General features: G+C 35.0%; 14 protein-coding genes. 12 read left to right on the top strand and 2 right to left on the bottom strand.

Going from position 1 to position 25,923, the window contains the following annotated elements; all coding sequences use genetic code 11:
• Positions 1 to 311 precede the first annotated feature (311 nt).
• From ACZ9HT_RS07475 to ACZ9HT_RS07505, 7 genes are all read left to right on the top strand, one after another.
• A complete protein-coding gene (locus ACZ9HT_RS07475; protein ID WP_476039840.1) occupies positions 312 to 1,199 on the top strand; it encodes a DMT family transporter in 888 nt (295 codons plus the stop codon).
• The gene (locus tag ACZ9HT_RS07480; protein ID WP_476039841.1) at positions 1,199 to 2,281 is read left to right on the top strand and encodes a putative type IX sorting system protein PorV2; all 1,083 of its coding nucleotides are present in this window, start codon (positions 1,199 to 1,201) and stop codon (positions 2,279 to 2,281) included. Before ACZ9HT_RS07475 ends, ACZ9HT_RS07480 begins: the two co-directional genes overlap by 1 nt.
• Before the next feature lie 14 nt (positions 2,282 to 2,295).
• Complete coding sequence (locus ACZ9HT_RS07485) at positions 2,296 to 5,136, top strand: T9SS type A sorting domain-containing protein (RefSeq protein ID WP_476039842.1); 2,841 nt, start codon at positions 2,296 to 2,298, stop codon at positions 5,134 to 5,136.
• A gap of 45 nt (positions 5,137 to 5,181) precedes the next feature.
• Positions 5,182 to 5,985 carry a hypothetical protein gene (locus tag ACZ9HT_RS07490; protein WP_476039843.1) on the top strand — a complete coding sequence of 268 codons (804 nt, stop codon included), beginning with the start codon at positions 5,182 to 5,184 and terminating at the stop codon, positions 5,983 to 5,985.
• A gap of 66 nt (positions 5,986 to 6,051) precedes the next feature.
• Positions 6,052 to 8,808, top strand: a complete 2,757-nt coding sequence (locus ACZ9HT_RS07495) for a T9SS type A sorting domain-containing protein (RefSeq protein ID WP_476039844.1) — start codon at positions 6,052 to 6,054, stop codon at positions 8,806 to 8,808.
• A 41-nt stretch (positions 8,809 to 8,849) separates the two neighbouring features.
• On the top strand, positions 8,850 to 10,199 hold the full coding sequence (locus tag ACZ9HT_RS07500; protein ID WP_476039845.1) for a T9SS type A sorting domain-containing protein: 1,350 nt from the start codon (positions 8,850 to 8,852) through the stop codon (positions 10,197 to 10,199).
• 2 nt (positions 10,200 to 10,201) lie between these two features.
• On the top strand, positions 10,202 to 12,961 hold the full coding sequence (locus ACZ9HT_RS07505; RefSeq protein ID WP_476039846.1) for a T9SS type A sorting domain-containing protein: 2,760 nt from the start codon (positions 10,202 to 10,204) through the stop codon (positions 12,959 to 12,961).
• Positions 12,962 to 12,974: 13 nt separating this feature from the next.
• Here ACZ9HT_RS07505 and uvrC read toward each other — a convergent pair whose 3' ends face one another.
• Positions 12,975 to 14,783, bottom strand: a complete 1,809-nt coding sequence (uvrC, locus tag ACZ9HT_RS07510) for an excinuclease ABC subunit UvrC (protein ID WP_476039847.1) — start codon at positions 14,781 to 14,783, stop codon at positions 12,975 to 12,977.
• Positions 14,784 to 14,962: 179 nt separating this feature from the next.
• Between uvrC and hutH the strand changes: the two genes are divergently transcribed.
• From hutH to ACZ9HT_RS07535, 5 genes are all read left to right on the top strand, one after another.
• Entirely contained in the window at positions 14,963 to 16,450 is a 1,488-nt protein-coding gene (gene hutH / locus ACZ9HT_RS07515) for a histidine ammonia-lyase (protein ID WP_476039848.1), read from the top strand.
• Positions 16,451 to 16,491: 41 nt separating this feature from the next.
• A complete protein-coding gene (locus ACZ9HT_RS07520) occupies positions 16,492 to 18,204 on the top strand; it encodes a T9SS type B sorting domain-containing protein (protein WP_476039849.1) in 1,713 nt (570 codons plus the stop codon).
• Positions 18,205 to 18,494: 290 nt separating this feature from the next.
• The gene (locus tag ACZ9HT_RS07525) at positions 18,495 to 18,890 is read left to right on the top strand and encodes a hypothetical protein (RefSeq protein ID WP_476039850.1); all 396 of its coding nucleotides are present in this window, start codon (positions 18,495 to 18,497) and stop codon (positions 18,888 to 18,890) included.
• Positions 18,891 to 19,061: 171 nt separating this feature from the next.
• Positions 19,062 to 21,500: a PIG-L family deacetylase gene (locus tag ACZ9HT_RS07530; RefSeq protein ID WP_476039851.1), complete on the top strand. Its 2,439-nt coding sequence runs from the start codon at positions 19,062 to 19,064 to the stop codon at positions 21,498 to 21,500.
• Positions 21,501 to 21,872: 372 nt separating this feature from the next.
• Positions 21,873 to 23,537 carry a sodium:solute symporter family protein gene (locus ACZ9HT_RS07535; RefSeq protein WP_476039852.1) on the top strand — a complete coding sequence of 555 codons (1,665 nt, stop codon included), beginning with the start codon at positions 21,873 to 21,875 and terminating at the stop codon, positions 23,535 to 23,537.
• A 10-nt stretch (positions 23,538 to 23,547) separates the two neighbouring features.
• On the opposite strand, the gene ACZ9HT_RS07540 is transcribed toward ACZ9HT_RS07535, so the two are convergent.
• Complete coding sequence (locus ACZ9HT_RS07540; protein ID WP_476039853.1) at positions 23,548 to 25,923, bottom strand: AIPR family protein; 2,376 nt, start codon at positions 25,921 to 25,923, stop codon at positions 23,548 to 23,550.

Consider the following 25,923-nt stretch of genomic DNA (forward strand, 5'->3'; position numbering starts at 1 on the left):
TCCTGTAGCGCCAATGGCTTGTGATAACGATTTGAATGACAGAAAATTAATTAAGAATATTTAACGTTACTAAGAGGTTTTAGGTAAAATATATTTTCTGTTTTTGCGTTACTTAAATAGAAACCTAAAATAGATCTTGAATTTTATATTCAGTTCCTAGTTTATTTTTTTAATAGTTTATTATTTGAAGGCCCCAAAAGTTGAAAAGACTTTTGGGGTTTTTGGTAAAATTCCTTAGAAAAGCATCCTTTCTTTTAGCTTTAATCTAAAACGGAATTGTAGATTTGCACAAATTTAAAAAAGATAAAGCAGTGTTTCAAAAATCCGCACTTTTCCGATTGCATCTCATCGTTTTTTTGTGGGGTTTCACCGCAATTTTAGGTAAATTAATCCATGCCAACGCCCACGTTCTGGTTTTTTACAGAATGGCTTTTGCCGCTTTTTTCCTTTATATTTTCATTCGTGTGGTGAAAAAAGAAAGTTTGTATGTTCCGCGGAAACTTCTTTTGCAACTCGCGCTGATTGGTGGAGCAATGGCATTTCACTGGTTTTGCTTCTTCTATTCTATTAAAGTTTCGAATGTTGCCATTGCCTTAAGCTGTCTTTCCCTATCTACTCTTTTCGCTGCAATATTGGAGCCTATCGTTTTCAAAAGAAAAGTTGACCTCTCCGAAGTGATCATGGGAGTCATCATCGTCATTTGTATGGCACTCATTTTTAAAACCGAGTTTCATTATAAAGAAGGAATTTTCTATGGCATTCTTACCGCATTGTTCGGAACTATATTCTCTGTTTTTAATGGAAAGATCTTCGGGAAAACCAGTTCTGGAAATATTATTTTTTATGAAATATTTTCGGGCTTTCTTATTCTGACCGTATTTTATTTGGTTACCGGCCAAATTTCGCAGATCAATGAAATAAGTTATCGCGATTTAGCGTTAATCATATTATTGGCCAGTTTCTTTACGGCATTCCCAATGTTAGAATCCGTAAACCTGATGAAGTATATTTCGCCTTTTACTTTGATATTAACGGTAAATCTAGAGCCTGTTTACGGGATAATTCTAGCTTTTTTTATCTTCGGAGAATCAGAAAAAATGAGTCCAATATTTTATTTTGCGTCAATTATTATGATTCTGGCAATTGTTGCTAATGGCATTATTAAAACACGAAAAGCCACTAAAAAAGTAGAAATTTGATGAAAAAAATATTCTTTGCTCTTTTTATCTTTTACGGAATTTTTTCGGAGGCGCAGATCGTTCGAAAATACTCCAACGAATTTCTAAACATTGGAGCCGGCGCCAGAGGTCTCGCAATGGGCGGTGCAGTAATTTCTAATCAAAGCGATGTTTATTCTCCCATGTGGAATCCCGCAGGTTTAATAGGAATTGACCGCGATTGGCAAGGCGCTGCAATGCACGCCGAGTATTTTGAATCCATTGCAAAGTATGATTACCTCGCTTATGCAAAACCCCTTGATAATAATGGAGGCGTTTTTGCGATTTCTATAGTTCGTCTTGGTGTTGATAATATTTTAAATACGACGCAGCTTATCGATGCAGAAGGGAATATCGACTACGACAAAATAACAAGTTTCTCTCAATCTGATTATGCTGCTTTACTTTCTTACGCTTTTCGTCCCGGCGGCGATCATCGTTTAGCAGTTGGTGTGAACGCAAAACTGGTTTATAGAAATGTTGGAAAATTCGCAAGTGGTTACGGTTTTGGTTTCGATCTGGGCGTTTTATATAATGCTGATAATGGGTTCAGTTACGGCGCGATGTTGCGCGATGCAACAACAACCGTAAATTTCTGGACAGTAAATCAGAAGGAACTTTCTGCAGTCGTAAATGGAGAAGAATTTAATCCTGCACCCAAAGATAAATTAGAGATCACCATGCCGAAACTGAATCTCGGTATGAGCAAAAATTTTGAGATCAACCGCGATCTCGAATTACTTCCAGAAGCAGGTTTAAACATCGACTTCGCAAAAACGGCGGCTTTAATATCAACCGATTTCGCCAGTATAACGCCTTACGCCGGTGCAGAACTTAAATTTCAGGATATGATCTTTGTACGAGTTGGTATTAACAGGTTTCAAACCATCACCGATATTGAAGATCTAAAACGAAAAGTTTCTTTTCAGCCCAGTGCTGGAATCGGTATTAAATATCAAGGTTTAACTTTAGATTACGCCATTACCAATTCGGGAATCGGCGGTTCTAACTTTTACTCCAATTTCTTTTCTTTGAAACTGGATATGGGAGATTTCCGGAATTAACTAACACTTTTTCTATGACAAAAATTTACATTTTACTTTTCGCTTTCATTTATTCCCTCAATTTTTCACAACAACTCGATGCGGAATTATACGAAATTAATTACCAGTTAGGTCTTGATTCCCGCAATCTCATCAAATTTAATGACCAGCTAATTTTTGCGGGTGCCGAAACTTATGAATCTGCAGGAAATCAGAATTTTGAACTTTGGGGATATAATTTCAGTACCAAAAAGACTGCCTTAATTAAAGAATTAATTCCATACGCAAATACACCATTTTCCAGCAATCCACAATTTACCCGTTTTCAAAACAAAGTTTATTTCATTGCAGAAATGAGCAGTAACAATGAACTTTGGTTGACAGATGGAACGACTTCAGGTACGATGAAAATTTTCTCATTTCCTGAAAAATTCCAAATGGACATGACCGTAAATGATTCAAAACTGTTGATCTTAAGTAATAAAAAAGCGTTTATCTCCGATGGTACGACGGAAGGAACAAGACTTCTTAAGGAATTTGGAGGTCAGGTTATGGAAGGGAAAGCATTTCCTTTTGGTTCTAAATTTATATTCGCTGCGAAAAATGCTAATTACAGCAATGAACTCTGGATCACCGACGGTGAAAATGCAACCATCCAAATAATAAATAACGGTGACAATGCACCTTTAGGAGTTCATACTGATTTAGAATTTCACAATTTGAATGGAACTCTACTTTTCTATGCACAAAGTACCACTTCGAATGAAAAAGGATTGTACTCCCTGGATCCTGTTACAAAAAAAGGAAAATTTATTTATCAAACCAACGGGATCTCTTCTGGACAGATCTTAAATAATAAATTAATTTTTAAAGGTTGGGAACAGCCTCTTGGCGGAAATTTATATGCAACGGATGGAACTGCGCAAAATACAGTACGACTTAGCAACACTAATAATTTCGTCGTTTCCCTTTCAAATCAAAATCATCTTCAGAAAGTAGGCAATTATGTTTATTTTTTTACAAATACTTCCGATGTAAACCGATTATGGAAAACTGATGGAACCGTGGCCGGAACAATAGCAACCAGCACATCCATACCCGCAACATCGCGACCGGATATTATTAAATATTTTCCGGAAAATGACGTTATGATGATCGAAAATGGAACTCATAATTTATTTTGGCTGGTTGATCAGTCAGAAACCGTAACATCTTTAGGCGAAAATGCTTTGTACGAAGGTATTGAAGTTGAGCAAAAAATTATTTTCCCATATACGAATTCAAAATATGGGCGCGAACTTTTTCAATATGAATTTGCCACGAACAACACCTCTATTTTTAAAGATAGCAAACATCAATTAGGAAGTACGCCTCAAAATATAAAAAACCTAGATGGAAATTCATTAATTTTTAGCGCATTTAATTACGAGTACGGAAATCAATTTTACACCATTAAAAATAAAGGAGAAATACCAAAATTGGTGAAAGCTTTTCCTTATTCTGAAGGTCAAATTGTTGATGGAAATCTTTTTAAAGTAGGAGATTATTTTTATGTAAAACCAAAATCGTACACCGGAAATTTATCAAAAACCAACGGCGAAGAAGCAAATACAAAAATTCTCAAAATGCCGCCTAATAATATGGTGGATCTGAGCAGCATTTTTATTAATTTAAATGATCAGTCCTTAATTTTTACTACTATTAATACAGAAGATCTTCGAAAAATTCGATTATGGAAAAATGATAAAAACAGTGATGCCATTGAGTTAATCAGGGATATTACAACGGGAGAAAGTGTAGCAACACCAAACCCTGTACTTTATAATGGATATGCTTATTTTACTGTTAGAACTAAAGCAAATACGTATGAAATCTGGAAAACCGACGGAACTTCTACAGGAACAGCACCTGATTTTCAAATTCCGAATGATCAAACTCCTGATCTCAACGCAAATATTTTGATCGTTTATAATGACCGTCTTTTAATCAATAAAGATGGCAAATTGTGGAGTTATAACAGTTTAAACAATGAACTGTTAGAAATTCCTTTTCCAGAGGCAAGTCCAGGATTTGGTGGCTGGAATATTTCTGAAAATCCAGAAGTAATCGACGGTAAATTATATGTATTATCTCAATACGGTTATGGCAGCATTTACCGGTTTGATGATCTGCAATCTCCACCAGTAAAAATATTGAGTGATAATGATATGGCTCATTTTTCTGCCTTTAAAAAATGTGGAAATCAGATCTATTTTGGCACCGGAAACTTCGAAAATAAACACACTACTTTATGGAGCATTAATTCCGCAACTACTATTTCTAATAAAATTTTCGGTAACGGCTTTAATTCGGAAGGTTCAGATTTAACGTGTATCAACAATTATCTCTACTTTTTGCGGGGAAATAGCAATCAAATCTTCCGCACGAACGGAATTCCATCCAGCACAATTTCTATCCCAACAAACATTACGAATGAGGAGCAAATTTTGCCAGCAGATAAGCTTCTAACATTACTGGAATTTAAGAATAGTCTTTATTTTGTGGCTAAAACACAAACTTCTGGGGAAGAATTATATATTGTAAATACAGAATTACCTGTTTTTCTTAGCACCAATGAATCTGGTTTAAGTCCCCAATTAATGAAGTTGATTTTATATCCAAATCCGGCTTCATCTTTTATTAAAATTAAAGCAATTGCTTCTTCAGAAGTAGAAACTTATCAGGTTTATGATATGACTGGAAAACTAATCCTGAGCGGAAAGTACAAAGACGAAAATCAGTCGATCGACATTTCTAAATTGACAACCGGAAATTACATTATTGAAATTACAACCAAAAACGGAAATCGTTTCTCCCAAAAATTCATTAAAAAATAGATTGCTTTAGCATCAATCTCTAACTTTTCTCTAATACCGACGTTTATGAAAAAATTTCTGCAGATTCTTTCTCTATTTTTAGTTGCGTTTACTTACGGACAGCAAATTTCTGAGTACCAATATATTCAGGTACCGCAAAAATTTAAAGATGCTAAAACGAACAGGTTCGGGTTAAATGATCTTTTAACTTCGAAACTGAAAGCCAAAAACTTTATCGTTTTTAATGAAACGCTGGAACAACAACCGGAGCAGATCATTGAACCCTGCGAAATTTTAAAAGCGGAAGTTTCTGATGCGAGTAATTTTCTAACCAATAAATCCAGGATCACTTTCAGGGATTGCGATGATAAAGTCCTGGCAACTTTCGAAGGAAAATCAAATATCAAAGATTTTGAGCCGGGAATGCGCGAAGCCTTGCAAAATGCGCTGAAAAACCTTTCACCTTCAATGCAAATCAAAAAAGATATCGCCGTTCAAAAAGAAGTCATGCCGGAAATTATCCAGAAAGTAGAAATCAAGAAACAGATTCAGCCGGTTGTGTCGCAAAAAGAAGTTGTTGCTCCGGCTCCTTCAAAAACAGAGAAAAAGACTGTTCACAAAGCCGAAATTTATACGAACGGAACGCTCATTTTAAATAAAGTCTTGCTGTCAAATGGAGAATTCATTCTCGTAAATCCAAACAATTCTGTTCTTTATGGAATTTTTAAACCTTCTACGAAAAAAGATACTTACCGCGTACAGATGAGCGACGGAACTTTAACGTTAGGTTATTTGGAAAATGAAAAGATCATTGTAGAAATAACCAATTCGGACGGAAGTTTGAAGACGGAAGTTTTTGAGAGAAAGTAAATTCCGACAAAAATCCGCGAATGAGAATTAATACTATATTTGTTTCCTAATTTCAAAAAAAACTATATGAAAAAAATTTATTTTTTATTTTTCTATCTTTTTCTACACTTATCATCCATCTGTTCTGGACAGTTTACTGTAAATACTACTCTCAAAGATATTAATATTTTCCCAGGCAGCGAACCTAAAGGTATGTCATCCTTTGGAAATGAAATAATCCTTTCGTTAAAAAGCCCTGGAATTGGTGTAGAACCTTATAAATACAATATTAATGATCAATCATTTGAGCTGATTAAGAATCTTGATAATAATTTTTGGGACAGTTTGGAAAGACACGATTTTTATCTGAACGGCAACAAATTTTATTATTTTGCCACAGCAGGTTCCAATATTCAACTTTGGGTGACCGATATGGAAACGAAGGTTACTACGAAAATTAAGGAGTTCGACGAATATTTTTCGTCTTCTGATTTTCTGACCGCCAAAGTGGTAAATAATAAATTGATTTTCAAATTTAAAAACAAACTGTATTCAACTGATGGCACAACAGAAGGAACGATTCTATTAACGACGATGAGTACTACTGAAACCAGCCTTGCGGACCTCAACGGAGAAGTTTATTTTTTAAAGTCAACCTCGGAGACGGGAACAGAATTATGGAAATCTAACGGAACAATTACTGGGACAAAAATCGTAAAAGATTTAAACCCTGGTTCTTCTTCTTCCGGCTATATTTATGAGGAAAAAATATACACTGTTAATAATAAAATCCTTTATTATGCTAATGGTTTCGGCAGCAACAATGGTATTTATGTTACAGACGGAACATCTGAGGGAACAACACTCTTAAACAAAACTTTCGCCCTCTTTTCAAAAAACCTGTCAGCGGATCAAACCGGTAAAATAATATTTACCATCGGTGATGATTTATGGATCTCTGATGCGGTCACAACACATTCCTTAAATTATACATTACCGGGGATTACGGGTTTTATGCAATTCCAAAATAAAATAATCTTGAATGCAAATTCTGGCACTTATGTGGTGGATGAAAATGAGATAATTTCGAAATTGACGGACAGTGAAAATGTTACTTTACAGGCAGCAGCAAAATCGAGTGCAGGAAATTATTTGATTTTAACAGAACGTGGTAATGTAGATTCCAAAACTTACATTTTTGATGACAGCGAACTCAAAAAATTGGATATCTTTTATGGTGGAGATAAAAATTTTGTAGAAACCGACAACCGTTTAATTTTTAATGGTTACACTGAATCTTCTAAAAACGGATATGATTCTCAAAAAAATACAGAACTATTTTACTATAAAGAGGATGGCACAAATGGTTTGGAGAAAGAATTTTTCACAGGCGCGTCTTCCTATCCACGGTTTTTCACAAGTCATAAGGATAAAGTTTATTTTGTAGCGACAATTGGATTTTTTGATCAAATATTTACCATTAACAGCAGTAATCATGTTCAGCAAATGGGAAAAATAAATGAAGTACAGTCGCCCAATAACTGGGGTGGTTACAATCCAATGATTACTTCTGGTGATTATATTTATTTTAGAGGCTCTTCTTTGATCAGATTAAACGGAACAACACAGATCCCGCAGCAAATTCCAATGCCTTTAAATGAAAATTTACTGGAAATTTATCCTTTATCAGACGATGCTGTTTTGTTAAAATCACACAATACTCAACACCAATTTATGAGATTGTGGAAATTACAAACTAATTCTACAGTTCCAGAGTTGCTAGTAGAAATGCCGACAAACTACAGCAGTGGCGAATATGGAGAATTTCGAAAATTGGGAAATTACATCTATTTTAAGATGCAAAATATTGATAAAACGGAATTATGGACATCTGATGGAAGCATTGCCAATACTATAAAATTACGAGATTTGCCTTCTATGTATTTTATGAAAATCCTCATGCAGCCTGTAGGTCAGAAATTATTCTTTGTAGAAACTTCCAATGATTACACCCAAGATGATAAGCTTTACTATCTCGACCCGAACATGGACGAGTTCCATTTGGTAGGCTCACAGAATCGCTATAATGTAGAGTCATCATTTGTTATGAATGACGAACTTTATTTTATGTCTTCCTTTTACAATCCTTCCGGCAATTTTCATCTTAATAAGATCAATAGTACTACAGATGGATCTGATTTCGTTGCCGCCTTCCCAAGTGCTTCCAGCAGCAATATGAAGTGTGGTAATTATTATTATCTCAATATAAGAAACAGCGCTCTGGGTCATGATGACATTTACCGCACAGATGGTACCGCTACAGGAACTTTTGCGGTTGCACCGGATCTTTATTACTCAACTACTCTGGGTTGCGTGCAAAGCGAAATGTATTTTAAAAGCGATAACAATATTTATTTTACCAATGGACAGCAAGGAAATAGAAACATTGTAAATTTTAAAGTTGACGGAGAAAACACTAGTAGTAGTTTTTATACTTTCGGCAATATTGGAGACCGTCTTTTTATTTCGAAGGACTATTCAAATAAAGGTTATGAACTTATTGTCTCCGATATTTTCACCTCTCCTCTGGCAACACAAAATATACGAACCAAACTTGGAGATCACAGTATCATCGTATTTCCAAATCCCGCAACAAGTGAAGTCAATATTAAAATTCCAAGTGGTGAAAAAATTCTTAGTGTTGAATTTTTAGATGCAGCAGGAAGAACCGTTGCGACTGGAACTCACGAAAAAATTAATGTGGAGAAACTTATAAAAGGTATTTATTTTATTAAAGTAAAAACAAAACATAAAGTATATAGCGGAAAAGTAATTAAAAAATAATCTAGTTCCTAAATTGACTTTGTACAACTTAATAAAATCTCATGAAAAATAAATCTACTGGTTTACTATTTATTCTTGTGCTTTCCAGCCAATCCGTACAATCACAAAATTTCAATCCTTATATAGAAATTCCGGCGACCGATGAAATTATCGGGGTTAAGATTGCTGATGTTAATAATGACGGCTTAAATGACGTTATCACAAGTTATGGAAATTCTGCGAATATCAAAATACAGTTTCAGAATGTTAATCACACTTTAAACTCCTTTGTCACTTTACCGGTAGCAGGATATAAAGTTACCTCGTTCGACGTCGGCGATCTTAATCAGGACGGCCTGAACGATATTTTTTTAACCTTTGAAAATTATTACGGCATTTTCTATCAAAAGAGTTCGGGTGGCTTTGAAGCTTTGCAAAAATTTGATACAGGCAGACAAACTGGAGTTGTGCGGATTGCTGACGTAAACAACGACAATATAAACGATGTTGTTTTTACAAACTATAACAACGTAAATATACTTTACCAAAAGGCTACAGGAAATTTCACGAGAGAAATGATTCCTCTGACGCATTATTTTGGGGAATTACGAATTGCCGACCTTAATAATGACCAGAGAAACGATCTTGTTTTTACTTCCTGGCCAACAAAAGAAATTGTGACCTTTTTACAAAAAGATTCGGGAGGCTTTTTTAGTCCTGTAAAAACTTTTGTAAACGCCGCAATGGCAGGATTAGCGGTAGGAGATCTGAATAATGATGGACTGACAGATGCGGTCACCACACAATACGAAAATAGTTCCTCATCGCTGAAAGTCTTATATCCCAGTTTAAACAGCTACATATTTTACAGTTATATCGAGTATCCTGCGGAAAACAGAGCAGATACAGTAGAAATCGCGGACTTTAATAATGATGGTAAAAATGAAATTATAACAGGAAGCTATGGTTACAATACCTGTAGTATCTACGGTAGCTCTTACAATAATTTTACGCTTTTGAAAACGATCGAGATTCCTTATTATTATCACAGTGACTATCAAAGTTTGGCGGTTGGAGACCTAAACAATGATGGTTTTAAAGATATAATATTCACCAAACAAAACGGCATCATCATTTTATATAATTCAGGGAACTATCTTAATACCTCACCAAAAAATATTGAAGTGGCAATTGGTCTTTTCCCAAATCCTGCAACTCACCATCTGAACTTTACAAGTAATTTTAAAGGCAACTCTTTTTTTATTCATGACGTTTTGGGGAAACTCCTTAAAAAAGGAAACGTCGATCTCAACAATCAAATCGACGTTTCAACACTAAGTTCCGGAAATTATGTGCTCTCTATTACAAATCGATCGGCAAAAAACCATTCACAAAAATTTATAAAAAAATAAATATGAAAAAATTTTATTTCTTCGCTGCAATATTCACAATGCAGTTGTTTTTTGCGCAGGAAAACATGGTCGACGTGAAGCTTAACATCTATAACTATTCTTCTTCCGGGCGACCAACCCGACTGACCGAAGTCAACGGAAAAATTCTGTTTTCAGGAATTCGCGAAGAACGAAACGGCGGAAATGAATTATGGCTTTACAACAGAGAAACTAATAAATCTTCTGTTGTTAAAAATTTCAGCCAAAGTAATTCAGGATACTACGACAGGATTAAAAGCAATATTGTGAAATACAATAATAAAATGTATTTCATCGGCACCGAAAATGGTCAGGCCAATAATCAGCTTTGGGAATCAGACGGGACGACCGCTGGAACAGTTTTAATAAAACAACTTTATAATTCCTCGCTCGGTGATACGCTGAAAAATCTTTTCGTAGTAAATGGTAAACTTTTCATCGCTACAAATGATCAATTGTGGGTTTCGGATGGTACTTCAACGGGAACGCTGCTACTCACTGAAAATTATTATACCAACAAATTTTTCACCCTAAATAACAAAATCTATTTTTGGCATAACTTCTATGAAAAAGACGTGTTGATGGTATCAGACGGAACAGTTGCGGGTACGAAAACTTTCAAAAATTTCGAGCCGACCAAAGCCCTGAATAATACGAATGATGAAATAATTGTTTTTCAAAATCATCTATATTTTGTAGGAAAATTAAACGGTATAAAATCTATCTGGAAGAGTGACGGTACAGAAGCAGGCACAGAAGCCATTATCACCACTTCCTTAAATGTTTTAAAAGGCGAAATACTCAACGATAAATTTATATTTTATGATGCAAGCAATAACCTTTGGAGCAGTGATGGAAGCGTGGCTAACACTTCCATTTACAAAACGCTGACCTCAACCATTCAGAAGATTTTTAAATTTAAGAATGAAATCTACTTAGACACCAATACAGGATTTCTTAAAACGAATGGAACAGAAAGCAGTACGAAAGTTCAAACTTTTACAGACAATGATCAAGCTCTAAGTTATTATACCCAAACCAGCCAAAAAAACTATCTCCTATTAAAAGCTGAATACGAGTATAATAGAGATACCTGGATTTGGGATGGGATTTCTGAAAATGCTACTAAATTAAAGTTCGGAACGAGCTATGTGAGACCGACAGATTACTTGGAAGTTGATGAACAAATTTTCTATCCTGGTTATTCGGTAATTAATGGAGAAGAAATTTTTCGATTTAACTATAATACAAAGCAGGAAAGTCTAGCAATGGATATAAATTTTGCTTACGATAGCAGACCTGATTCCTACACTAAGATTGGTGACAACCTTTTCTTTATGGCTAATACCGCTTCGAGCGAACGACAAATTTTTAAAAAAGACATCAACTCAGGACAATTAACTCAAGTAACTGATTTTAAGACAAACACGGGACAAGCAAACCGCTCATTAGCTGTGGGAAGTTACTATTACTCCTACGATTATAATTACAATCAAGGATTTTATAGAACTGATGGTACGACTATAAATTCAAAAATGTTTATCACTGGAGAATCAATCATTGACTTTTTTAAATTCGATGATCAATCTGTAATTTATATTTTGCTTAAAAACTCTAAACTGCAGGTTTACAAACTCGATAATGAAGCGGATGAACCTGTTTTATTAAAAGAGCAGGCAAATTCAGCTTATGTAGATACAGGAAAGGGAGCGATCATTAATGGTGAACTTTATTTCGTATTTCGTGACAGCAACAATCATCTATCGATCTGGAAAACAGATGGGACTGCTGACAATACCGTAAAAACAATAGACTTTCCCTACGAGAACTTAGAGAGGCTCAAAATTTTAGGTGCCGTAAACTCTAAACTCATTTTTTATAAAACCACGGCTGCTGTTTATGGTAAATATGAACTTTACAGTTCAGACGGAACACAAGATACTGTCATGCTTTTGTCGAACCTCACCACAGCCGTAGAAAATACGGCAGAAGTGTATAAGGATAAATTATTCTTTTTAACTGCAGCTCCTTATGTTCTTCACAGTACAGACGGTTCTGCGCTTGGGACAAAAAATTTGAAGCAAATCGGTTATAATAAAAACTACGGATTAAGAATGAAAAAATGTGGTCCCTATTTATATACTTTATTAGATTATAGTTTATGGAGAACCGACGGAAATACCACAGGTACGGTGCAAATATCGCCTAATATGGCTGCCAACGAAATGGCTTGCAATAAAGATTTTTTATATGCCAGTGCACTCAACTCTCCGCAATTGTTCAGAACCGACGGAAACAGAAATAACAATACTTACCTTTATCTAAATGTGACAAATAATAACACGAACGTAACAGAGCAGCACGAACTTTTAAACGTAGAGCTCAGCCAGTTAGAAAGTGATGGAAACACTCTATATTTTACCGGATACGGAAATAAAACAGATTTTCATCAATATGAAATTACGGATGAACTCCCCCAATATCTCGCAGTAAATGAAGATTCTAAAACGAATTCTACCAATAATATCGTTCTTTATCCAAACCCAGTTTCAGATATATTTAATGTAAAAGTTTTAAATAATGAAAAGATTCAGAAAATTGAAATTATCGATATTTCTGGAAAAATTATTTCGACAACGACTTCTGCAAATAATATTAACGTGAAAAACCTGACCGAAGCGATATATTTTATAAAGACCTATACCAATTCAAATGTGTACAGTACAAAACTGATTAAAAAATAAAATAAAACGGTGCCTAATTGGCGCCTTTTTCTTGATCATTAAAATATTCCCAAACCAAACCACCACGACTTTTCCCAATGATCTCCTCTAGCGATTCACGCGAAGATTCTTTGACTCTTTTTACCGATTTCAGTTTTGAAAGTAAAAGTTCAATTGCTTTTTCGCCGATTCCCGGGATTTCTTCCAGTTCCGATTTAATGGTTGAATTTTTCCGTCTCACACGATGATGTTTCACGCCAAAACGGTGCGACTCATCCCGAACACGCTGAAGAATTTTTAAGGTTTCCGATTTTTTATCCAGATACAAAGGAATAGAATCTTCCGGGAAATAAATTTCTTCCAGGCGTTTTGCAATTCCGATGATCGTGATCTTTCCATAAAGTCCCAAAAGTTTCAGACTTTTTACAGAAGAGGAAAGCTGACCTTTTCCACCATCAATCAAGATCAATTGCGGCAAGGGCTCATTTTCATCTAACAGTCTTTTGTAGCGGCGATAAATCACTTCTTCCATCGTCTTGTAATCATCTGCACCTACGACGGTTTTCGGATGAAAAATCCGATAATCAGCTTTGCTCGGTTTTCCATTTTTAAAGACCACACACGCCGAAACCGGATTTGTTCCCTGAATATTGGAGTTATCAAAACCTTCAATATGACGCGGTTCTTCCGGCATTCTCAACAAGCGCTGCATTTCTGCCATAATTCGGTTTGTATGTCTTTCCGGATCTACAATTTGTACCGCTTTCAACTTTTCGATGCGGTATTCCTTCGCGTTTCTTTCAGAAAGTTCCAGAATTCTTTTCTTGTCGCCCACTTTCGGAACAATCAACTTAACATTCGGAATCTCCAGCGTCAAATGAAAAGGAATCAAAATTTCTCTTGATTTAGAATCAAATTTCTGGCGGATCTCGATCATGGCTTCTTCCAGAATATCTTCATCACTTTCCTCCAGCATTTTGCGGATTTCTGTGGTGTAACTCTGGATGATATTTCCGTTCTGAATTTTAAAATAATTCACGTACGCCGCAGTTTCATCACTTGTCATTCCAAACACATCAACATCATTGATCGTCGGGTTTACCACCGTGTGGCGATGCTGGTAATTATCCAGAACATCCATTCTTTCTTTGATCATCTGGGCATTTTCGAACTCTAATTTTTCGGCAAAGTGAACCATTTGTTGCGTCAGATATTCTTTTGCTTTCCGGAAATCTCCTTTGATGATTCCACGGATCGCATCGATCTTTTCATCGTATTCCTGCTTCATTTCCAGCATTTCGCAAGGGCCTTCACAGTTTTTAATATGAAATTCCAGACAAACCTTATACTTTCCTTCCGCAATTTTTGCCGGAGCCAAATTCAGATTGCAGGACCGGATTTTATAAATATGTTTAATCGTATCGAGGAGAATCTTTGCGGGACGAACTTTCGCGTAAGGACCAAAATATTCAGAACCGTCTTTTATTTTATTGCGCGTTAAAAAAATTCTCGGAAAATCTTCGTTTTTTATGCAGATCCAGGGATAGGTTTTGTCATCCTTCAGCATCACATTATAAAACGGCTGATGTTCTTTAATGAGATTATTTTCCAGCAACAGCGCGTCATATTCACTCGGAACGATAGTTGTTTCCAGACGAAAGATCTTGCTCACCATGATCCGCGTTCGGTAACCTGCCTGATTTTTATTGAAGTAAGAAAGCACGCGTTTATTCAGATGTTTCGCTTTTCCCACGTACAAAAGCTGATCTTTTTTATCGTAATACCGGTAAACTCCGGGTTCAGAGGGCAAAGTTTTAAGTTGTAGTTCAAGATCAGCATTCATAGTACAAAAATACGCAATTGATTTTTTATTTGGGCGCCTTAATCCGTATTCCGTTCCCGCTTTTTTTATTGGTAGCTTCGGCTTCGCTCAGCCACCAATAAAAAAGAGCTCCACTCAATCCGGGGCGTGGGTTTTTGCGTTCGATCAAAAAGCTGTATTTTTAAGAAAATTTTTAAGCAATGATTTACGGTGTAGATACCTTCACAATTAGCGATGTGATCGCAATTTTAAATGATCCAAAAAAAGCAAAACTGAACAAAGAATCCAGACAGAAAATTCTTACTTCTCAGCAAAACGTGAAAGATATCGTTGCTTCAGATCGCACGGTTTACGGCATCAACACAGGATTCGGACCTTTGTGTGACGTTAAAATTTCAGAGGAAGAAACGGCACAACTTCAATACAATTTAATTATTTCACACGCCGTTGGCGTAGGCAAACCGATCGCCAAAGACTTATCAAAAGTCATGATCATCGCGAAGGTCCACGCATTATCGCGAGGTTTTTCGGGAGTTTCCTTAGAAGTCATCGAGCGATTAATTTTGATGTTAGAGAAAGATTTAATTCCGGTTGTTCCGGAGCAAGGTTCTGTTGGCGCTTCCGGAGATTTGGCGCCTTTGGCACATTTGGTACTGCCGCTTTTAGGTTTAGGAAAAGTCTGGGATAAAAATGAGATCCGAAACACCGCAGAAGTCCTAGCAGAAAATAATTTAGAACCCTTGCAACTGGGGCCAAAAGAAGGTTTAGGTTTGATCAACGGAACCCAATTTATTTTAGCACATTCTATTTTAGGCTTAAATAAGTTCAAATACATTTTAGATCTAGCAGATTTAACGGCGGCGATGAGTTTAGAAGCCTACCGCGGTTCTGCAAGTCCCTTCAAAAAAGAACTCCACGATATTCGTCCGTTCGACGGCAGCAAGAAGGTAGCTTCAAGAATGCGCAAATTTCTGAAGAATTCCGAAAACCTTCACGCTCATGAATTTTGTGATCGCGTACAAGATCCTTATTCAATGAGATGTGTTCCTCAAGTTCATGGCGCAAGCAGAAATGCTTTTGAACATTTGAAAACTTTAACAGAAATTGAACTTAATTCTGTTACAGATAATCCAATTATTTTAAGTGCTGAAGAATCAATTTCAGGTGGAAATTTCCACGGACAATTATTGGCTTTGCCTTTAGATTATTGCACTTTGGCGGCGGCAGAACTGGGAAATATTTCAGATCGAAGAAGTTATCTTTTACTCGAAGGAAAATACGGTTTACCTCGATTACTCACCGAAAGTTCAGGATTAAATTCCGGATTTATGATCCCACAATATACTTCTGCAGCTTTGGTTACGGAAAATAAAACGTTATGTTTTCCCGCGTCTGCTGATTCAATCCCGACCAGTTTGGGACAGGAAGATCATGTTTCGATGGGAAGTATTTCGGGCCGAAAATTTAATCAGGTTTTAGGAAATTTAGAAAATATTTTATCCGTTGAACTGATGTTTGGTGCGCAGGGATTAGAATTCCGTCGTCCGGCAAAATGTTCAAAATATATTGAAAACGCCTACTCTTTGATCCGAACAAAAGTGGCAAAGTTAGAAGAAGACCGTTTGATTGGCGAAGATATGCTGGCGATCGCAGACTTGATCAGAGATCGGAAATTTGAGGTGAATTAGAAAATTGAAATACATTATCCACTAAATTAACTTCAGAATTTATGCGAAAAATTTTATTTTTTGTTTGTATTTCTATTTTCAATCTTTCCTATTCACAGCTTACCTATAAGGTATGCGACAATGATTACGACGGTATTTATACTTTTTCTGCGGCCGACAGGGAAAAAATAATTCAACTCTACAAAGAAGAAAATCAAGAAGACGCCGAAATCTATATTACGAGTTACCAGGATGGAATTCTTAAAATTAAAAATATAGATACGGCTTTTCCCTCGATCGAATACCTTTGTGTACCAACTCCTGCATCAACTACTTTTTTTGAGATCGCCGTAAACTCCAAAAAGGAAATTTATCTAAGTACCGCGGAAAGAATCATTTATAAAGTTGATGACACCACCTGTGCGAAAACACCGGTAAGTCAAGCCGCACCGGGAGATATTCAAGCACTCTCATTCGACAGGCTCGATAATTTGTACAAAAGCAACGGTAACAGTATCGTGAGCAGGGCGGCTTTTGATGATTTCGATAATTTTAAACCGTGGCATGACTTCGGCGACGGTTATCCTTCGGGAGATTTCGTAATGGTGGGTGACAAAATGTACATTTCCTGGGCTTATTCGGCTTTTTCGGGAATAAATGATCTGTATGAAGTAACGGTCGATTCCAATTTCGATTATGTTTCTCACGTTAATTTAGGGTCGGTAAAAGAGGGAACCTGGGGATTAGCCTCTGAGTATGGTAAACTTTATGGCGTAAGTGCAGAGGAGCTTTTTGAAATTAAGATACAGGATTTATCTACCAGAACTATTTTAGTAAATCCGAGCAACTCTTCAAATAAACAATGGTGGGGCGCTGCCGGAAAACATGAAGCCCAGAAAATAGAAGAAAACCTCTTCGAATCATATGACGATGCTGTAAATAATATCAATAGTATTCAATTTCCATATCAAAATAAAATCCCGTTAAAGCAGACCATTTATCTGCGCTCTGAAAATCTTTACAGCGGTGTGAAGAAAATTGTACCGATTGATCTGCAAATTAATCTTCCGCCATTTATCGATATTGAAGACGAATACACCCTCTGCTATAACGGAGATTTTAGTACCGTGGTTGTTGATTCAAAACTTTCATCAGATGACCACTCTTTTAAATGGTTTTATGGAGATACACTACTGTCAAATAATACTCCAGTTTTATCAACTCAACAACCCGGAAATTATAGACTAATTGTAAACGATACCAGAACGGGCTGTAGTGCAGAGAAAAATTTTGCGGTGATACAGTCGGATATTTTTCTTAACAATGTAACCAACAATCAAGAATACCTGTTTATAGATGCCAATGGAACAGACCAACCATTTACTTACATTTTAGACGGTTTAGAGCAACAAAATCCAAGATTTGAGAGCTTTCCGATCAGTGAAATATCTGTATTCGTGGTCAATAATAAAAAATGCAGGAGTAAGGAATTCCGTAAAACCATTCATATTAATAATGTTTTATCGCCCAATAGTGATGGGTTCAATGATTTTTTTGAATTAAAATATCCTGCTTTTAAAAATTCTAATTACCAAATAAATATTCTGAACAATTTCGGGGAACAAGTGTATCAAAGTAGACTTGACGAAAACTTTAAATGGAACGGAAGAAATTCATTAGGAAGACCGCTTAAAACCGGAACCTACTGGTACATTATTTACTCAGCTGAAAAAGAAAAAAGATATACGGGTTTTATACTACTTAAAAATTATTAAAATCTTCAAAAGAAACAATGTTGCGAATATTCAGAGATCCAAAATCAGTTCTTCAAAAATTTTTTTTATCGATTAAAAAATGGGCAATTCAATCCTCATGTTTCGCAATGCACTGAATACCAGAAGAATATTACTGTATTATCGCGGAAAAGTTTACTCATCACATTTATTTTTAGGTATTGAAGTTATGTCCAAATAAAAAATCTATTGAAATTTTAAAATGGGTTTATCCACCCGAAATTTAATTTAATGAAAATCTAAAATTTGTTTAAAACTTAAAACAAATGACGATGAAAACCAATATCAAAATCTTCCTACTTGCAGCGTCAACAATTTTACTGAGTTGTAATAAAGCAAAACCGGTGAATCCAATTTACAACACAGAATGGGCTGGAATTGCAAATGTTCCCATGGCTCAGAATGTGGTTCTTAAATTTACCGGAGACGACATTGATGTTCTAATGAAAGACAAGATGATCGAACAAATGAAGTTTACGGTGACTAATGACACTTTACACATCGAGAAAACAATGGGCGGTTCGCCTTGCCCTGTAAAAAGTAAAGGGGTTTACCGATATATTATTGAAGGCGATCTACTGAGTTTAAAATACGTTTCAGATGAATGCGATTCCCGCCAGTATAATATGACGGTTTCTAATTTTAAAAAGGTAGCCTTCGAAAATTAAGGCGAAATCTGAAAAGATCGAATCAAAATTTAAAACTTTCAACTTTAAAATAATGCAATCAACCTCGATCGTATCCGATCGGGGTTTTTCGTGAAGATGAAACTCAAAAAATATCCTGCAAAGATTGACCATTATGCAAAGAATTTTAGAATAACTTTTTATCTTTAGCCTATGATAAAATATTTTCTAGGAATTTTACTTTTTATATCCTATTTCTTCTCAGCACAATCTGTTTCACATAGCTCTTCCGAAATTTACGATGATCTGCTTCGCTTGCAAAATGATACGACGGTCATGTATTTGGCAGCACATCCCGATGATGAAAACACCAGAATTATTTCCTGGTTGACGCACGAAAAACATGTTGATGCGGTTTATCTTTCTTTAACTCGAGGTGATGGCGGACAAAATTTAATTGGTACCGAGAAAGGAGAATTATTAGGATTGCTTCGTACCCAGGAACTATTGGAAGCCAGAAAAGTCGATAAAGGAAGACAATGGTTTACGCGAGCCTTAGATTTCGGCTATTCTAAAACCGCTACTGAAACATTGAAATTCTGGGACAAACAGAAAATTTTAGGCGATGTCGTTTGGGCGATCCGTAAAAATAAACCTGAGATTATCATTACCCGTTTTGATCCAAATTCCAATGGAGAAACGCATGGTCATCACACCGCTTCGGCACTTTTAGCCATGGAAGCATTTGATTTGGCAGGAGATTCAACTGCTTTTCCGGAACAGTTGAAATATGTAAAAACCTGGCAACCGAAGCGACTATTTTACAATACGAGTTGGTGGTTTTATGGCAGTAAAGAAAACTTTGATAAAGCCGACAAAAGTGATTTATTCTCTATCAATGTTGGAAATTATTATCCAACACTCGGGATTTCCAATAATGAAATTTCCTCTAAAGCACGAAGCAAACATGCTTGTCAAGGTTTCGGAATGGCTTTGGAAAGAGGGTCAGATCTGGAATATTTAAAATTTTTAAAAGGCGACAAACCGAAATCCAACGATATTTTCGAAGGAATAAAACTCGCCTCAGAAAGTGGAACTCTTAAAACTCAACTGGATAAAACGGTTTCTGAATTTAATTATAGCAATCCGCAACTTTCGTTGAATAATCTACTTCAAGTTTATGACCTTTTGAAAAAGAGCAATGCAGATGATTTAAAATTGAAACAGATCAAAGATTTAATTTTACAAACGCAGGGAATCTATTTTGAATGGACTACTAAAAATGGTTTCGGAACTTTGAATCAGGAAATTTCAACTAATTTAGAAATTACAAATCGAAGTAATTCACCCATAAATATCTCCATTTCTGGAAGTGGCCACAAAGAAATTTTAGCCAACGAATCTTTTAAAGCAACAGAGAAATTAAAACTGGTTGATGCAAAAATATCCAATCCATATTGGCTACCGGAAACTCCGAAAAATAATTTGTACGTCGTAAATAATCCAGAAGACATCGGTCAACCTGAAATTTTGGATCCTGTAAAAAAAGCGATCACCATTAATTTTGGTTCTACAAAGATCGATTTCAATATTCCTTTGAAACAAAAAACAGTGAATCCTTCTATTGGTGAACGTTACGAACCGTTTTATATCGTTCCTTCTTTTGTGGCGAATTTTGATCAGGAAAATTTCATTTTCAGCAATCAACCAAAACAAATAACGGTTGACGTACAAAGTTTCGTTGCCAATTCTTCCGCAAAAGTTTCCTTGAAATCAAGTAAAGACTGGAAAGTTTCGGAACCACAAACAATTAATTTCAAAGAAATTGGGGAAAAGAAAAAAGTGCAATTTACCGTAGAACCAATTTCAAAAAACGCGAACTCTTTTATAGAAGCCATCGTAGAATCTCAGGGGAAAATTTATGATCAATCTTTAAATGTAGTCGATTATCCGCATATCGACCGACAAATTTGGATCAGAAACGCGCAGGCAAAAATTCAAAATTTAGATTTGAAAATTCCGGCCGTCAAGGTCGCTTACCTCAAAGGTTCGGGTGACGAAATACCATCTTCATTAAGAGCAATCGGTTTGACAGTTGATGAGTTGGATTTAAAAAACTGGAATCCATCGCTTCTAAAGAATTATGATGTTTTAATTTTAGGAATCAGAATTTATAACACGCAGCCAGAAATGGCTTTGATCAATAAAGACATTTGGAAATTTATAGAAAACGGGGGTTTGGTCATTAATCAATACAATGTGAACCGCGGTTTACTGACGGATGAAATCGCACCTTTTTTATTAAAATTAGGTGGAAACCGAATCTCTGAAGAAGATGCACAACTGAAATTTTTAATTCCAAATCACCCAGTATTTAATACTCCAAATATCATTACAGAAAAAGATATGGACAACTGGGTTCAGGAAAGAGGATTATATTTCGCTGATGATTATGATCAAAATTTAATTCCACTATTGGAAGGAAATGATACCGGAGAATCTCCACAAAAAGGAATTTTACTGGCTGGAAAATACGGAAAAGGCACTTATGTTTATACGGGTTTATCGTTCTTCAGAGAATTACCAGCGGGAGTTCCGGGCGCGTATAAATTATTTATGAATATCTTGGCGCTGGGAAAAACGAAAAAATAAGCGCACAGATTTTAACTGAAAATTTGCACACAGATAACACAGATTTGCACTGATTTTTTTACAGTGACATGACAAAACAATATCAAATCCTTGAGAATCCGTGAAATCTGTGAGCGTTTTTTACACATGGATTTGCACAGATTTAAACAAATCTTTGTTGATTTGCAAATGTGAAAATGCAAAAATCATTTTTTAAGAATTATAAAAAATCATCCGTGAAAATCTATGAAATCTGTGCGCCAAAAATTTAAAAAAAATGAGCTAAAATATGAATCAGGAAAAAAATACGAATTGGAAAACGCTCTACACCGCGCTATTAATCATTACGGTGTTGATGATAGTTGCCATGTTATTATTTCAAAACTATTATAAATGAAGAGTTTAGATTGGGCAGTATTGGTTTTCGTCTTATTATTCATCGTAATTTATGGGATCTATAAGTCTCAGAAAGTAAAAACATCGGAATCATTTTTAGGCGGAAAAACCAATCCGTGGTGGATGGTCGGATTAAGCATTATGGCGACACAAGCCAGTGCCATTACTTTTCTATCAACTCCCGGACAAGCCTACCACGATGGTTTGGGATTCGTACAATTTTATTTTGGGTTGCCGATCGCGATGGTTATTCTCTGCGTTTGGGTGCTTCCGAAATTTTTCAAAATGAACGTTTTAACGGCGTATGAATATTTAGAAAAACGGTTTGGACTTTCTACCAGAATTTTAACAGCGATTCTTTTTTTAATTCAAAGAGGTTTGGCAGCAGGAATTACGATTTTTGCGCCGGCCATTATTCTGTCCACTATTTTAGGTTGGAATCTGATTTTGACCAACATTGTGATCGGAAGTCTGGTCACGATTTATACTTTAGTTGGTGGTACGGAAGCGGTGAGTCAGACGCAGAAACAACAAATGATCGTCATTTTTATTGGGATGTTTCTGGCCTTTTTTCTCATCGTGGAAAAATTACCTTTAGATCTAAATGATGCGTTGCTTTATTCCGGTAAAATGGGGAAACTCAATGCCGTGAGTTTTGAATTTAATTTGAACAACCGCTACAATATTTGGTCTGCATTTTTGGGCGGAACGTTTCTATTTTTAAGTTATTTTGGTACCGATCAAAGTCAGGTGCAAAGATATCTCACCGGGAAAAGTTTGAAAGAAGCGCGACTTGGATTGCTTTTTAACGGCTTGTTCAAAATCCCGATGCAATTTTTCATCCTCTTTATTGGAGTCATGGTTTTTGTTTTTTTTCAGTTTGAAAAAACACCCTTAAATTTTAATCCACTTTCTCAAAGTCTGAAAAACAATACAGAATATCAAGCATTGGATTCTGATTATGATCAAATTCACGAAGAGAAAAAGCAAAAAATTGCAGTCTGGAAAACCGATCATTCAGAAAGCGTCATGTCGGAACTGAAAGATCTTCAGGCAAAAGAAGTCGTCATCAGAGAAGATGTAAAAAAATTAATCAATAAAGAAGCCCCGAATATTGAATCAAATGATAAGGATTATGTGTTCATTTACTATATCCTCAATTATTTGCCAACCGGAATTGTCGGATTATTGATTGCGGTTATTCTATCTGCAGCGATGAGTTCAACTTCTTCAGAACTTAATGCTTTGGCCACAACGACCGTGGTAGATATTTATAAGCGAAATTTCGCACCTGATATTTCAGAAAAAAAATACTTGAATGCTTCCAGATTGTTCACCTTAATGTGGGGAATGGTCGCTATTTTCTTTGCGGTGAATGCGAGTTTGTTTGAAAACTTAATTCAGGCAGTGAACATTATTGGCTCCTTATTTTATGGAGTAATCCTCGGCGTTTTCGCAATCGCTTTCCTCTTCCCGAAAATCGGAGGAAAGGCAACGATGTGGAGTATTTTAATTGTAGAACCTGTGATTATTCTGCTTTACTTTTTAGATGTAAAAGAAGTTATTGAATTAGAGTTTTTGTGGCTGAATCCGATTGGGTGTTTGTTGATGATTGGGGTTGCGGGGATGCTGGAACCGTTTATGAAAAAGGAAACTGTGTAAAATTATTTTATCAAATTTTAATTCCAAAACGTTTAAGTTTTGTAAGAGATTCATAGCATTTCATTAATGCCTGCTCTTTTATTTGTTCGTTCTTAAAAATAGAAGTTTGTATGGATTTTACATTTCCTAATTCTGGAATTGTGAAAATTTTTGTTTGATTTGCCAAATCTATAATTTTTTTCCAATCGTCTTTTGAAAGTAATTTTAATTTATCAAACATAAATTTTAATTCAACCGTTTCCTTTTCTTCCATTTTTGAATAAGGTTTTATCTCGTCCAATAAATTAGCATGGTCTGAAAGCATCAGAATAACTTTTCTTCCAATAGTTATATCTCTTGGTAAAAGATTTTTATTTTTCTGTAGATTTTTAAATAATGCTTCTACAGATTGACCATTAAAGTTTTCAATCGAATTTACATTTAGATATCGGTTAAATCCGTCCCAAAATTTCAATCCTAATTTATGAATTTCACTAATGATAAAAAGCCGATCTTCTTCATTATTAGCATCAATTTCTTTTTCAGTTTCACGTACCTCTTTTTCTTCTTTGCTAATCAAATAGTCTTTTAGCAAGACCTGCAAGTTTTCATAATATTTCGTTTCTTTCAAAACATTCCAAGAAGATTCTCTTTTTGCATATTCCGAAATCAAACTATTATTTGCTGCACTCACTAAATGATTATAAACAAAAATTAAAAGAGTTTTAAAAGTTTTCTTCAAAAAATCATCTACTTTTTGATTGTCATATATTTTCCATAAATCTATTCGATTATCTGTTAAATAATGAAAATAAGAAACAGTATAAGCAACTGAAAAAGATTTTAAATTAGTATCACCAATTGCATCTACTCCTTTTCTGCCAAATAATTTGTCTACAGTTTTAAAAATTATAGCATTAGAAATAAGTTTACGATAGAAATTCTCACCCGGAAATTTATTTTTACTTACTAAAACATTTATTTTTTTAGTAAAATGAATGAAGTTTTTCTGCGAACCTTGCGCTACAAAATTTGGCTCCAATTCCCATAAATTAATATATTTTGCAACATCAGATTTTACAAATTTAAGTTGTGATGGATTTTGTTCTTTAAATTTCTTTTGCTGTGAAGGCGTTTGTTTATTTAGTGTTTCTCGATATTGACCGTTGGCTCTTTCAAAAAACCATAGTAACGATTGATTTTTGTTTTCTGCATTGGCAACATATTTTTTTCGAGATAAATTTTCTAAATAAACAAAATATGGATTATTTGAAGATAAATCTAATTCTGAAACTTTATTTTGACTATTGGCAAAACGTGAAATATTCGGAACTTCAATATTTTTCTGTTCCTTATCTTTTATGACCGTTAATTTCATCTGAACAAAAATTTTGCTCAAATCTGCATCTTTATATTTTTTCTGTGTATGATAAAGTGAAGCAGTGGTTTGTCCACCATTTACAATCTGAAAATCATTTAATCTGCTAATGACTGATTGATTATCCACAACTTTCATCTCAACACTTTCTGCAGTTGCAGTAATTCCGTTGTTGTATGGCAGAAACATTTGCGGTTTATTGCGAATAGTATCTCGAATACCTTTATTAAATTTTCCTGCTTGTCCCAAAAATGCTCGAACGTTACTTTCCAGCAATTCATTAGAAAATTCTTTGTATAGATTTGCCAAAACTTCTCCCGGAATTATAGCAAGATAGCAATCGTACATTTCATCTATAGAAGGAACTTGCAAACACTGTAAACCTTTCCCATTTTCAGAAAATTTTTCAAATTCTATTTCTATGGGTTCGTGTACACTATTCGTTTCGTTAACTTTGAATAACCTTGCAATATCCCAAGTATGCACGAAAACATCAACATCAATTATTTCAATTTTTTCTTTTTCATGGTTAGAAAAACCATTTATTAAAAAATAAACATTTATTCTATCAAAATCTTTTCCTTGTTTTCCAATTATTTTTAAAAGCTCATAAAGTTCTGTGTGAGAATGGTCTATATAATCAATATGCCTTTTTAAAGCAGCATTAATGAACTTTTTTATCTGGTTAAGAGATTTTGTATAATCTGCCTGATTGATATTGTATTCGTAACTATCATTTTTAAAATAAGTGATAAATAAATCTAAAGTTTCAAAATAGGTTTTATTATTTTCATCTTTGAATTTATCTTTTAAACAATATCCGTTGAGTTTCCAATCTATGCTTCCATTGGAATTTGGATGAATATAAGATAGAATTCTTGCACCTTCAGATTTACCAATAGATTCTAAAACTTCGACACAATATTCTGTGTACTTATCTTCAAAACTAGCTCCTTCACCATCTGAATAAACCAAAGAAGCTACGTCAGATTTTAATTCTTCTATATAATTTTGCAAAGCTTTTTCCAT

This window comes from Chryseobacterium sp. UYP7 (genome assembly GCF_056279225.1).